Source organism: Streptomyces sp. NPDC002403 (assembly GCF_053593015.1).
On record NZ_JBSFBQ010000008.1, the window covers coordinates 205,282 to 218,086 of the forward strand.

Annotated in this window: 12 protein-coding genes; 11 read left to right on the top strand and 1 reads right to left on the bottom strand. The window is 72.8% G+C overall.

Annotated features, from left to right (window positions below; all coding sequences use genetic code 11):
* Positions 1-32: 32 nt before the first annotated feature.
* The 8 genes from ACWCPY_RS12945 (at position 33) to ACWCPY_RS12980 (ending at position 8,611) form a co-directional block, all read left to right on the top strand.
* Positions 33-1,142, top strand: a complete 1,110-nt coding sequence (locus tag ACWCPY_RS12945; protein WP_451264332.1) for a quinone-dependent dihydroorotate dehydrogenase — start codon at positions 33-35, stop codon at positions 1,140-1,142.
* Positions 1,139-1,978, top strand: a complete 840-nt coding sequence (pyrF, locus tag ACWCPY_RS12950) for an orotidine-5'-phosphate decarboxylase (RefSeq protein WP_451264333.1) — start codon at positions 1,139-1,141, stop codon at positions 1,976-1,978. The genes ACWCPY_RS12945 and pyrF overlap by 4 nt, the downstream gene beginning before the upstream one ends.
* Positions 1,979-2,222: 244 nt before the next feature.
* On the top strand, positions 2,223-2,546 hold the full coding sequence (locus ACWCPY_RS12955) for an integration host factor (protein ID WP_014157387.1): 324 nt from the start codon (positions 2,223-2,225) through the stop codon (positions 2,544-2,546).
* A 38-nt stretch (positions 2,547-2,584) separates the two neighbouring features.
* Entirely contained in the window at positions 2,585-3,202 is a 618-nt protein-coding gene (gene gmk, locus ACWCPY_RS12960; RefSeq protein WP_403773466.1) for a guanylate kinase, read from the top strand.
* A gap of 80 nt (positions 3,203-3,282) precedes the next feature.
* Positions 3,283-3,555 carry a DNA-directed RNA polymerase subunit omega gene (gene rpoZ, locus ACWCPY_RS12965; protein ID WP_003970369.1) on the top strand — a complete coding sequence of 91 codons (273 nt, stop codon included), beginning with the start codon at positions 3,283-3,285 and terminating at the stop codon, positions 3,553-3,555.
* A 132-nt stretch (positions 3,556-3,687) separates the two neighbouring features.
* On the top strand, positions 3,688-4,890 hold the full coding sequence (gene coaBC, locus ACWCPY_RS12970; protein WP_451264334.1) for a bifunctional phosphopantothenoylcysteine decarboxylase/phosphopantothenate--cysteine ligase CoaBC: 1,203 nt from the start codon (positions 3,688-3,690) through the stop codon (positions 4,888-4,890).
* Between the two features lie 242 nt (positions 4,891-5,132).
* A complete protein-coding gene (gene metK, locus ACWCPY_RS12975; RefSeq protein ID WP_329817673.1) occupies positions 5,133-6,341 on the top strand; it encodes a methionine adenosyltransferase in 1,209 nt (402 codons plus the stop codon).
* A gap of 125 nt (positions 6,342-6,466) precedes the next feature.
* Complete coding sequence (locus tag ACWCPY_RS12980; protein WP_451264335.1) at positions 6,467-8,611, top strand: primosomal protein N'; 2,145 nt, start codon at positions 6,467-6,469, stop codon at positions 8,609-8,611.
* A gap of 63 nt (positions 8,612-8,674) precedes the next feature.
* Here ACWCPY_RS12980 and ACWCPY_RS12985 read toward each other — a convergent pair whose 3' ends face one another.
* Positions 8,675-9,223 (bottom strand): hypothetical protein, encoded by a 549-nt coding sequence (locus ACWCPY_RS12985; protein WP_451264336.1) that lies wholly within the window; start codon positions 9,221-9,223, stop codon positions 8,675-8,677.
* A 229-nt stretch (positions 9,224-9,452) separates the two neighbouring features.
* On the opposite strand from ACWCPY_RS12985, the gene fmt reads away from it, so the two are divergent.
* From fmt to rpe, 3 genes are all read left to right on the top strand, one after another.
* Positions 9,453-10,385, top strand: a complete 933-nt coding sequence (gene fmt / locus ACWCPY_RS12990; protein WP_451264337.1) for a methionyl-tRNA formyltransferase — start codon at positions 9,453-9,455, stop codon at positions 10,383-10,385.
* A gap of 73 nt (positions 10,386-10,458) precedes the next feature.
* A complete protein-coding gene (locus ACWCPY_RS12995) occupies positions 10,459-11,892 on the top strand; it encodes an RsmB/NOP family class I SAM-dependent RNA methyltransferase (RefSeq protein WP_451264338.1) in 1,434 nt (477 codons plus the stop codon).
* A gap of 221 nt (positions 11,893-12,113) precedes the next feature.
* Positions 12,114-12,797, top strand: a complete 684-nt coding sequence (rpe, locus tag ACWCPY_RS13000; protein WP_451264339.1) for a ribulose-phosphate 3-epimerase — start codon at positions 12,114-12,116, stop codon at positions 12,795-12,797.
* Positions 12,798-12,805 lie beyond the last annotated feature (8 nt).

Sequence of the window (12,805 nt, forward strand, 5' to 3'; positions counted from 1 at the left end):
ACGGTGTCCCCCTCTCTGTGAGGACACCCCCGATGTACAAGTTCTTCTTCCGGCTGGTCTTCAAGCGGATGGACCCGGAGCAGGCCCACTACCTGGCCTTCCGGTGGATCCGCCTCGCCGCCCGCATCCCCGTGCTGCGCACCTTCGTCGCCGCCGTGCTCGCGCCCCGGTACAAGGAGCTGCGGACCGAGGCCCTCGGCCTGCGGATGCACGGCCCCTTCGGCCTCGCCGCCGGTTTCGACAAGAACGCCGTCGCGATCGACGGCATGTCGATGCTCGGCTTCGACCACATCGAGATCGGCACGGTCACCGGCGAGCGGCAGCCCGGCAACCCCAGGAAGCGCCTCTTCCGCCTCGTCGCGGACCGCGCGCTGATCAACCGCATGGGCTTCAACAACGAGGGTTCGGCCGCCGTCGCCGCCCGGCTGGCCGCCCGCAGGCCGGTCTTCCGGACCACGGTCGGCGTCAACATCGGCAAGACGAAGGTCGTGCCGGAGGCCGAAGCGGCCGGCGACTACGTGAAGTCCACCGAGCGGCTCGCCGCCCACGCCGACTACCTGGTCGTGAACGTCTCCTCGCCCAACACGCCCGGGCTGCGCAACCTCCAGGCCACCGAGGCGCTGCGGCCCCTGCTCAGCGCCGTGCGCGAGGCCGCCGACCGCACCGTCACCGGACGGCGGGTCCCGCTGCTCGTCAAGATCGCCCCGGACCTCGCGGACGAGGACGTCGACGCGGTCGCCGACCTCGCGGTCGAGCTGGGCCTGGACGGCATCATCGCGACCAACACCACCATCGCCCGCGACGGCCTCGGCCTGAAGTCCTCGCCGTCCCTGACCGGGGAGACCGGTGGGCTCTCCGGTGCCCCCCTCAAGGCACGCTCCCTGGAGGTGCTGGCCCGCCTCTACGCCCGCGTGGGCGACCGGATCACCCTGGTCGGTGTCGGGGGCATCGAGAACGCCGAGGACGCCTGGCAGCGCATCCTGGCCGGCGCCACGCTCGTCCAGGGCTACAGCGCCTTCATCTACGAGGGGCCGTTCTACGCCCGCGCCATCCACAAGGGCCTGGCCGCGCGCCTGGCCGCCTCCCCGTACGCCACCCTCGCCGAAGCCGTCGGCGCAGAAACCAGGAAGGCCACCGCATGAGCCCCGAACCGTTCGGCGCGCGCCTGCGCCGCGCCATGGACACCCGCGGTCCGCTGTGCGTCGGCATCGACCCGCACGCCTCGCTGCTCACCGCCTGGGGCCTGAACGACGACGTCGCCGGGCTCGAACGCTTCACCCGTACGGTCGTGGAGGCGCTGGCCGACCGGGTCGCCGTGCTCAAGCCGCAGTCCGCGTTCTTCGAGCGCTTCGGCTCGCGCGGCATCGCCGTCCTGGAGAAGGCGGTCGAAGAGGCGCGGGCGGCCGGCGCGCTCGTGCTGATGGACGCCAAGCGCGGCGACATCGGCTCCACCATGGGCGCCTACGCGGCGACCTACCTGGAGAAGGACTCGCCGCTGTTCTCGGACGCGGTCACCGTCTCGCCGTACCTCGGCTTCGGCTCGCTGCGTCCGGCGCTCGACGCCGCGGTCCTCTCCGGCGCGGGCGTCTTCGTACTCGCCCTCACCTCCAACCCGGAGGGTGCCGAGGTGCAGCGCGCCACCGCCGCCGACGGCCGTTCGCTGGCCCAGCTCATGCTCGACCACATGGCCGCCGAGAACGAGGGGATGACCCCGCTCGGCTCCGTCGGCGCGGTGGTCGGTGCCACGCTCGGGGACGCGGGAGCGAACCTGGCGATCAACGGCCCCCTGCTCGCTCCCGGGATCGGGGCGCAGGGCGCGACGCCCGCGGATCTGCCCGGTGTGTTCGGCGCCTCGGTGGGCAATGTGGTGCCCAGTGTGAGCCGCGGCGTGCTGAGCCAGGGACCGGACGTGGCGGGGCTGCGGGAGGCCGCCGAACGGCTCACGGACGAGATCCGGGCGGCCGTGGCGGGTAGGTGATCATGCCACGTAACAGGGTGTTGACTCTTTCCTGACCAAAAAACTCGGTTGTTATGCCTGAAATGTCCTGGTCGGCCAAGGCTGACCAGGACTTTTCGTTGGTTCTCGCTGACTCCGGCGGCCTTGGCCGCTAGTCTCCGTCGAGAGCCGACGTACACAAGTTGTCCGTCGCTCACCTGGTGTGGAGCGTTCAGCTTCCTCACCGGTCCGTATCCGACAGATCGACATCCGAGGTGACGTAGGCGTGGCTCTTCCGCCCCTTACCCCTGAACAGCGCGCAGCCGCGCTCGAAAAGGCCGCCGCGGCTCGCCGGGAGCGGGCCGAGGTCAAGAATCGACTCAAGCACTCCGGCGCCTCCCTCCACGAGGTCATCAAGCAGGGCCAGGAGAACGACGTCATCGGCAAGATGAAGGTCTCCGCCCTCCTGGAGTCCCTGCCGGGCGTGGGCAAGGTCCGCGCCAAGCAGATCATGGAGCGGCTCGGCATCTCCGAGAGCCGCAGGGTCCGGGGTCTCGGCTCCAACCAGATCGCATCCCTGGAGCGCGAGTTCGGCGGCAGCGCCGCCTGACGTTCTCAGGCACTCCTGAGAACCTGGATAATCGCTCCATGGCTGCAACATCCCGGGGGACGTCCCCCGTACCCCCGGACGTACGTCCGCGGCTGACCGTGCTCTCCGGCCCCTCCGGGGTCGGCAAGAGCACGGTCGTCGCTCATATGCGCAAGGTCCACCCCGAGGTCTGGCTCTCGGTGTCGGCGACGACCCGCAAGCCGCGCCCCGGTGAGCGCAACGGTGTCCACTACTTCTTCGTGGACAACGAGGAGTTCGACAAGCTGATCGCCAACGGCGAGCTGCTGGAGTGGGCCGAATTCGCGGGCAACCGCTACGGCACGCCCCGCCGCGCCGTGCTCGACCGCCTGGAGGCGGGCGAGCCGGTGCTGCTGGAGATCGATCTCCAGGGCGCCCGGCTGGTCCGGCAGTCGATGCCGGACGCACAGCTGGTCTTCCTGGCCCCGCCGAGCTGGGAGGAGCTGGTCCGCCGGCTCACCGGCCGCGGGACCGAGGCGCCCGAGGTGATCGAGCGCCGGCTCGGCGCCGCCAAGGTGGAACTGGCCGCCGAGGCCGAGTTCGATACGACACTGGTCAACACCTCCGTCGAGGACGTGGCCCGTGAGCTGCTAGCCTTGATGCTGGAGGTTTCCGGCCAACGTGCCGACAGCGACTGACGAAGTCGGCGCACAGGCCACCGCGGATCTCCGCACCGTCAAAGATTTCTTTGATCTTTACCCCCTTCGGAAGGCAGAGAGTGTCCTCTTCCATCACCACGCCCGAGGGCATCATCAACCCGCCGATTGATGAGCTCCTCGAGGCCACCGACTCGAAGTACAGCCTCGTGATCTACGCCGCCAAGCGCGCGCGCCAGATCAACGCGTACTACTCGCAGCTCGGCGAGGGTCTCCTGGAGTACGTCGGTCCGCTCGTCGACACCCACGTGCACGAGAAGCCGCTCTCGATCGCGCTCCGCGAGATCAACGCGGGCCTGCTCACCTCCGAGGCCATCGAGGGCCCCGCGCAGTAAGCAGGAATTGCACCTTCACCTCAGGCCCGGCGGCCACGGCTGCCGGGCCTGAGGTGTGTCCGGGGCGACAGCATCGGACCTGCCGCGGTGAGGCAGCATGGGGGTGTTCGTATCCGAGTGCGGGGAGACGCAGTGGACAAGCCGAAGGTCGTTCTGGGGGTCAGCGGGGGCATCGCCGCGTACAAGGCGTGCGAACTGCTGCGCCGGCTGACCGAGTCCGGTCATGACGTGCGCGTCGTACCGACCGAGTCGTCACTGCACTTCGTGGGCGCGGCCACCTGGTCGGCGCTCTCCGGCCACCCGGTCTCCACCGAGGTCTGGAACGACGTCCACGAGGTGCCGCACGTCCGGATCGGGCAGGGCGCCGATCTGGTGGTCGTCGCCCCCGCCACCGCCGACATGCTCGCCAAGGCGGCCCACGGCCTCGCCGACGACCTGCTCACCAACACACTCCTCACCGCCCGCTGTCCGGTCGTCTTCGCGCCCGCCATGCACACCGAGATGTGGGAGCACCCCGCCACCCAGGAGAACGTCGCCACCCTGCGCCGCCGGGGCGCCGTCGTCATCGAGCCCGCCGTCGGCCGGCTCACCGGCGTCGACACCGGCAAGGGCCGGCTGCCCGATCCCGGGGAGATCTTCGAGGTCTGCCGCCGGGTGCTGGCCCGCGGGCCCGTCGAACCCGACCTGGCCGGCCGCCACGTGGTCATCAGCGCCGGCGGCACGCGCGAGCCGCTCGACCCGGTGCGCTACCTCGGCAACCGCTCCTCCGGCAAGCAGGGCTACGCCCTGGCCCGCACCGCGGTCGCCCGCGGTGCCCGGGTCACCCTCGTCGAGGCCAACACCGGCCTGCCCGACCCGGCCGGCGCCGACGTGCTGCACGCGGGGACCGCCGTACAGCTCCGCGAGGCCGTGCTGAAGGCCGCCGCGGACGCCGACGTGGTCGTGATGGCGGCGGCGGTCGCCGACTTCCGCCCCGCCGAGTACGCCACGGGGAAGATCAAGAAGAAGGACGGCCAGGACCCCGCGCCCATCACGCTCGTCCGCAACCCCGACATCCTCGCCGAGGTGGCCGGCGAACGCGCCAGGCCGGAGCAGATCGTCGTCGGATTCGCCGCCGAGACCGACAACGTCCTCGCCAACGGCCGGGAGAAGCTCCGCCGCAAGGGCTGCGACCTCCTCGTGGTCAACGAGGTGGGGGAGCGCCGGACCTTCGGCTCCGAGGAGAACGAGGCGGTCGTGCTCGCGGCCGACGGCGGTGAGACCCAGGTGCCGTACGGGCCCAAGGAGGCGCTCGCCGACACGGTCTGGGATCTCGTGTCGTCGCGTCTCGGATGAAATTCTTGTGTCACGCCCGCAGTCGGTCCGAAACCCTTGAAATATGGGCGTAAATGGCATTGTCCGGGGTGGCGCGGCCCCCGTCGGCAGGCCGTGCCGCAGGTCACAGAACTCCCAAAGGGCGAGACATGTTGTCCGCCGAACGAAAGCGACCGATAAACTGGGGCCGGACCATGCCGGGCGCAGCTCCCGGCGGTCCGCCAAATGATCAGCCAGCAGCCGCTGCAACCCCAGGGAGCGATGTGTCCCGCCGTCTCTTCACCTCGGAATCCGTCACCGAGGGTCACCCCGACAAGATCGCTGACCAGATCAGCGACACCATTCTCGACGCACTGCTGCGCGAGGACCCCAGGTCCCGCGTCGCCGTCGAGACCCTGATCACGACCGGTCTGGTGCATGTTGCGGGTGAGGTCACGACCAAGGCCTACGCCGACATTCCGACCCTCGTACGCAACAAGGTCCTGGAGATCGGCTACGACTCCTCGAAGAAGGGCTTCGACGGCGCCTCCTGCGGTGTCTCGGTGTCCATCGGGGCGCAGTCTCCCGACATCGCGCAGGGTGTCGACACCGCGTACGAGAAGCGGGTCGAGGGCGATGAGGACGAGCTCGACAAGCAGGGCGCCGGCGACCAGGGCCTGATGTTCGGCTACGCCTGCGACGAGACGCCCGAGCTCATGCCGCTCCCGATCCACCTCGCGCACCGGCTCTCCCGCCGGCTCTCCGAGGTCCGCAAGAACGGGACCATCCCGTACCTGCGCCCCGACGGCAAGACCCAGGTCACCATCGAGTACGACGGCGACAAGGCCGTCCGTCTCGACACGGTCGTCGTCTCCTCGCAGCACGCCAGCGACATCGACCTCGACTCGCTGCTCGCGCCCGACATCCGCGAGTTCGTCGTCGAGCACGTGCTCGGACAGCTGATCGAGGACGGCATCAAGCTCGACACCGACGGCTACCGGCTGCTGGTCAACCCGACCGGGCGCTTCGAGATCGGCGGCCCGATGGGTGACGCCGGCCTGACCGGCCGCAAGATCATCATCGACACCTACGGCGGCATGGCCCGCCACGGCGGCGGTGCCTTCTCGGGCAAGGACCCGTCGAAGGTGGACCGCTCGGCCGCGTACGCCATGCGCTGGGTCGCCAAGAACGTCGTCGCCGCGGGCCTCGCCGCCCGTTGCGAGGTGCAGGTCGCGTACGCGATCGGCAAGGCGGAGCCGGTCGGCCTGTTCGTCGAGACGTTCGGCACCGCCGCCATCGACACCGAGAAGATCGAGCACGCCATCGGCGAGGTCTTCGACCTCCGCCCGGCCGCGATCATCCGCGACCTCGACCTGCTCCGCCCGATCTACGCCCAGACCGCGGCCTACGGCCACTTCGGCCGGGAGCTCCCCGACTTCACCTGGGAGCGCACCGACCGCGTGGACGCGCTGCGCGAGGCGGCCGGACTGTAGGACCGCCGCCTTTCGTCCGTACGCCGGGGCCCGGAGACCGCACGCGGTGTCCGGGCCCCGGTGTGTCCGGCCCCCGTACTCCCGCACCGGGGCCACTGTCAGTGCTGTCTGGTAGGGATGTGGCTGTGAGCAGCGACAACGAGCGATCCGCGGACCCCGGGGACGGGGCCCCGGAGCAGCTTGCGCTGATCCGGGAGACGGTGCGCAGGGCCAAGGTGCCGCGTGCCAAGCCGCGGACCTGGCGCGGTGCCGCGCTCGCCAAGGAGCTGCCGGTCGCCCGGGTACTGGTCAACAAGGGCCTGCTCCACCTCGACCAGTACTTCGACTACGCGGTGCCCGAGGAGCTCGACGCCGAGGCACGGCCCGGGGTGCGGGTGCGGGTGCGCTTCGGGGCCGGAGGACGCAATGTGCGCGGCGGCCGGCGCGAGGGCGGCGGGCTGATCGACGGATTCCTCATCGAGCGGCGCGCCGAATCGGACTACCCGGGCGCCCTCGCGGCGCTCGCCTACGTCGTATCGCCCGAACCGGTGCTGGGGCCCGATCTGCTCGCGCTCTCCCGCGCCGTCGCCGACCGCTACGCCGGCACCCTCGCCGATGTGCTCCAGCTCGCCGTCCCGCCCCGGAACGGCAGGGCCGAGTCCAGGCCCTCGCCCGAGCCGCTGCCACCGCTGCCCGCGCCGTCGGCGGGCAGCTGGGAGCGGTACGCCCAGGGGCCGGCGTTCCTGCGGGCGCTGGCCGAGGGCGGGGCGCCCCGGGCCGTCTGGACCGCGCTGCCCGGACCCCACTGGCCCGAGGAGATCGCCAGGGCCATGGCCGCGACCCTCGCTTCCGGGCGCGGCGCCCTCGTCGTCGTCCCGGACGGCCGGGCCGCCGCGCGGGTGGACGCCGCGCTCACCGGGCTGCTCGGCCCGGGACGCCACGCGCTGCTGACCGCCGACTCCGGGCCGGAGAAGCGGTACCGGGAGTGGCTCGCCGTGCGTCGCGGCTCGGTGCGCGCGGTCGTCGGGACCAGAGCGGCCATGTTCGCACCGGTCGCCGATCTCGGCCTGGTCGCCGTCTGGGACGACGGGGACGCCAGCCACAGCGATGACAACGCCCCCTTCCCGCACGTCCGCGAGGTGCTCGAACTGCGGGCCGCGCACGGCCGGTGCGCGTTCCTGCTCGGCGGCACGAACTGCACGGTGGAGGCCGCCCAGCTGGTGGAGAGCGGCTGGGCGCTGCCGCTGCGCGCGGAGCGGGAGCAGCTGCGGATCGCGGCGCCCCTGGTGCGCACGGTCGGCGACGGGGAGCTGGCGCGGGACGGTGCCGCGAGGGCCGCACGGCTGCCCAGCCTGGCCTGGCAGACCGTACGGGACGGGCTGCGCAGCGGCCCCGTCCTGGTCCAGGTGCCACGCCGGGGCTACGCGCCGCGGCTGGCCTGCGAGCGCTGCCGCGAGCCCGCCCGCTGCCGGCACTGCGCCGGACCGCTCCAGGCACCGGACCAGCGCGGCCTCGACTGCGCCTGGTGCGGGCGGGCCGAGACCGCCTGGCACTGCGTCGCCTGCGGTTCCAACCGGCTGCGGGCCCAGATCGTCGGCGCCCGCCGGACGGCCGAGGAGCTCGGCCGGGCGTTCCCCGCCGTGCCGGTGCGGACCTCCGGCCGCGACCACATCCTCGACTCGGTGCCGGACGTGCCGGCACTGGTCGTCAGCACACCCGGCGCCGAGCCCGTGGCGGAGGGCGGCTACGCGGCCGCGCTGCTGCTGGACGGCTGGGCGATGGTCGGCCGCCCCGATCTGCGGGCGGGAGAGGAGGCGCTGCGCCGGTGGACGGCCGCGGCCTCGCTGGTGCGGGGGCAGCCGGAGGGCGGCACGGTGGTGGTCGTCGCCGAGCCGACGCTGCGGCCGGTACAGGCCCTGGTGCGCTGGGATCCGGTCGGACATGCCCGCCGTGAGCTGGCGGAGCGGGCCGAGCTCGGCTTCCCCCCGGTGTCCCGGATGGCCTCGGTGACCGGTGCGCCGGAAGCGCTGGCCGCCTTTCTCGCGGCGGCCGAGCTGCCGCCGGAGGCCGAGGTGCTGGGCCCGGTCCCGGTGCCGGCCGGCGGACCGGGCAGGCCCCGCAGGCCGGGGGACTCACCGCCCGGGGAGTCCTGGGAGCGGGCGCTGCTCAGGGTGCCGCCGGGCAGTGGGGCGGCGCTGGCGGCCGCGCTGAAGGCCGCGCAGGCGGCGCGGATGTCCCGGGGGAGCGGCGAGCAGGTCCGGATCAGGGTGGATCCGCCGGACATCGGGTGACGGCGGGGCATGAGGCTGCCCCGCCGTGCGGCGGGCGCGGCGGGGCAGTGGTGGACGGGTCGGTCAGCCGTTGCGCGGGCCGGGGAAGACGCCGGGGCGCAGGTCCTCGCGCCGTGCCGGACGGTCCACCGACGGCTGCGGCGGCATGGAGCGGGCGGCGGGTACGGCGGGCAGCGCGGGTGTGCTGCCGGAGCCGGGCACGATGGGCAGGGCGCGCGGCACCGCGGTCTCCCCGGCGGCTTCGGCCGGCCCGGGCTGCCGGGCGTTGCGGCGAGCGCCGTAGCGGCGGTGCACCGCCTGCTTGGTGACCCCGAGCGCGGAGCCCACCGCGTCCCAGGAGAAGCCCAGCGAGCGGTCGAAGTCGACCGCGGCGGTGACCAGGGTCTCCACGCTGTCGCGCAGTTCCTGGGCCAGTCTGACGGTGGGGGCCGGGGCCCTGCCGTAGACGACGAAGCCCGTGGACGGGCCGGAGCGGCGCGGGCGGTAGACGTTGCCCAGTTGGGCGGTGAGCGTGCGCAGCGCGTCCACCTGCCGCCGGACCCGCTCGATGTCCCGCACCAGCAGATGCAGACTGGCCCTCGCTTGGGCGTCGTGGGTTGCGTGGTCGGCCATGAAGAAGCCTCTCGAACCGGCGTTGAAAGGGATCGGGCCGCACCGTGGCGGCTCGCTTCGGTCAATCTCTCTTGACCAACGCCTCAGCTGTGGATCTGGTCACGCTTCAGGGGCGCGTGCGCCTTTCAAAGGGGCGCACGGCCATGCGTACGCCCCCCGGCCGCCCAGCCCATAGACTTGTGCGTTGCTCGTCACCGCACGTTCCGGCCCGAGAGGCAGTCAGCCACCCATGAAGCTCGTCTTCGCAGGCACCCCCGAGGTAGCCGTACCCGCCCTGGACGCCCTGATCGCCTCCGAGCGGCACGAGGTGGCCGCCGTCGTGACCCGGCCCGACGCCCCTGCCGGGCGGGGCCGCCGGCTGGTCGCCAGCCCGGTCGCCGAGCGTGCCGAGGAGGCCGGCATCGAGGTGCTCAAGCCCAACCGGCCGCGCGACGAGGACTTCCTCGCCCGGCTGCGGGAGATCGCCCCGGACTGCTGTCCGGTCGTCGCCTACGGGGCGCTGCTCCCCAAGGAGGCGCTGGCCGTCCCCGCCCGCGGCTGGGTCAACCTCCACTTCTCGCTGCTGCCCGCCTGGCGCGGCGCGGCCCCCGTGCAGCACGCGGTCATGGCGGGGGACGAGGTGACCGGCGCGTCGACCTTCCTGATCGAGGAGGGGCTCGACTCCGGTCCGGTGTACGGCGTCCTCACCGAGGAGGTGCGCCCCACCGACACCAGCGGCGACCTGCTGACCCGGCTGGCGTTCGCCGGCGCGGGGCTGCTCGCCGCGACGATGGACGGCATCGAGGACGGCACGCTGCACGCCGTGCCGCAGCCGGCGGAAGGCGTCACCCTCGCCCCGAAGATCACCGTCGAGGACGCCCAGGTGCAGTGGTCGGCGCCCGCCCTGCGGGTCGACCGCGTGGTGCGCGGCTGCACCCCCGCCCCCGGCGCCTGGACGCTCTTCCGGGGGGAACGGCTGAAGCTGGTCCAGGTGGTGCCCGTCCTGGACCGCGCCGATCTGGCGCCCGGCGAGCTGTCCGCGGCCAAGAACAACGTCCACGTGGGCACCGGATCGCACGCCGTCGAGCTGCTCTGGGTCCAGCCGCAGGGCAAGAAGCCGATGCGGGCCGCGGACTGGGCCCGCGGGGTGCGGATCGCCCACGGCGAGCTGCTGGGCAGCTGAGTCCTTCCGGGGCCGGGGCGGCGACGTAGGCTGGGAGGGTTCGCCCCCTCACCATCAGCGGAGCACCTTTCACGTGAACGACCAGCAGCGTCGCCGTCCCGCCAAACCGCATCGCCGCCCCAGGAAGGACCCGGTCCGCTTCCTCGCCTTCGAAGCCCTCAGGGCCGTCGACGAACGGGACGCGTACGCCAACCTCGTCCTGCCCCCGCTGCTGAAGAAGGCACGCGCCAAGGGCGACTTCGACAGCCGGGACGCGGCGCTGGCGACGGAGCTGGTCTACGGCACGCTGCGCCGCCAGGGGACGTACGACGCGATCGTCGCGGCCTGCATCGACCGGCCGCTGCGCGAGGTCGACCCGCCGGTCCTGGACGTGATCGACATGGGCGTGCACCAGCTGCTCGGCACCCGTATCCCCACCCACGCCGCGGTCTCCGCCAGCGTGGAGCTGGCCCGGGTGGTGCTCGGTGAGGGACGGGCCAAATTCGTCAACGCCGTGCTGCGCAAGGTCTCCGCGGACGACCTCGACGGCTGGGTGGCCCGGGTGGCGCCGTCGTACGAGGAGGACCCCGAGGACCACCTCGCGGTCGTGCACTCGCATCCGCGCTGGGTCGTCTCGGCCCTGTGGGACGCGCTCGGCGGCGGCCGGGCCGGCATCGAGGACCTCCTCGAAGCGGACAACGAAAGGCCGGAGGTCACCCTGGTCGCCCGCCCCGGCCGCTCCACCACCGACGAGCTGCTCACCGCCCTCGGTGACGAGAACGGCCTGCCGGGCCGCTGGTCGCCCTATGCCGTGCGGATGGCGGAGGGCGGCGAGCCCGGCGCGCTGACCGCCGTCCAGGAGGGCCGGGCCGGGGTCCAGGACGAGGGCAGCCAGCTGGTGGCCGCCGCCCTCGCCAACGCGCCGGTGGAGGGCAGCGACAGCCGCTGGCTCGACGGCTGTGCCGGCCCCGGCGGCAAGGCCGCCCTGCTCGCCGCGCTCGCCGCCGAACGGGGCGCCGCCCTGCTCGCCGCCGAGAAGCAGCCGCACCGCGCCCGGCTCGTCGGGCGCGCACTGGCCGGCAACCCCGGTCCGTACCAGGTGATCACCGCCGACGGCACCCGCCCGCCGTGGCGGCCCGGCAGCTTCGACCGGGTCCTGATGGATGTGCCGTGCTCGGGCCTCGGTGCCCTGCGCCGCCGCCCGGAGGCCCGCTGGCGCCGCCGCAAGGAGGACCTGGAGAACTTCGCCCCGCTCCAACGCGCCCTGCTGCGCGAGGCGTTGAAGGCTGTACGGGTCGGCGGCGTCGTCGGCTACGCGACCTGCTCGCCGCATCTCGCGGAGACCCGGGTCGTCGTCGACGACGTGCTCAAGGGGCGGGGCGGTCAGCCCGTCGAGGCCGAGTGGGTGGACGCCCGCCCGCTGATGCCGGACGTGCCCGCGCTGGGCGACGGCCCCGACGTCCAGCTCTGGCCGCATCTGCACGGCACGGACGCGATGTACCTGGCCCTGTTGCGGCGTACCGCCTGAGAAGCCTGCCGGACGGGTGATCTCCTCCGCCCGGTCGGAGGTCCCCGGCGGGATCCGAACCGGCCGATGCGGGCCCGCGGCCTCCCGGGGCGCCCGCCGAGGGCCCGAAAAGCCCGTATCGCGCGGTCGGGGCGCCTCGATCGCGCGAACTGTAATGATCCCGTGAGGCTTTGGCCCGTACCAGGGCGGGGAAGCGGCGCGGAACATGGCAGGCTTGGGACATGGCCCAGATCAACCCCAGCATCCTGTCCGCCGACTTCGCCCGTCTCGCCGAGGAGGCGAAGGCGGTCGAAGGCGCCGACTGGCTCCACGTCGATGTGATGGACAACCACTTCGTGCCCAACCTGACCCTCGGCGTGCCGATCGTCGAATCGCTCAGCCGGGCCACGAAGACCCCGCTGGACTGCCATCTGATGATCGAGGACCCCGACCGCTGGGCGCCCCGGTACGTCGAGGCCGGCGCCGGTTCCGTCACCTTCCACGCGGAGGCGGCGGCGGCCCCCGTACGGCTGGCGCGGGAGATCCGGGCCAAGGGGGCCCGTGCCTCCATGGCGCTCAAGCCCGCGACGCCCGTCGAGCCGTACGAGGACCTGCTCCCCGAACTCGACATGCTGCTGATCATGACGGTGGAGCCGGGCTTCGGTGGCCAGGCCTTCCTGGACATCATGCTGCCGAAGATCCGCCGCACCCGTGAGCTGATCTCCAAGCACGGCCTCGAACTGTGGCTCCAGGTCGACGGCGGCGTCTCCGCCTCCACCATCGAGCGGTGCGCCGAGGCCGGTGCGGATGTCTTCGTCGCGGGTTCGGCGGTGTACGGGGCGGCGGACCCGGCCGAGGCGGTGCGGGCCCTGCGCGCCCAGGCGGACGGGGCCACCGCCTCGGCGGCCTGGGCGTGCGGCCACTGACACCGGAA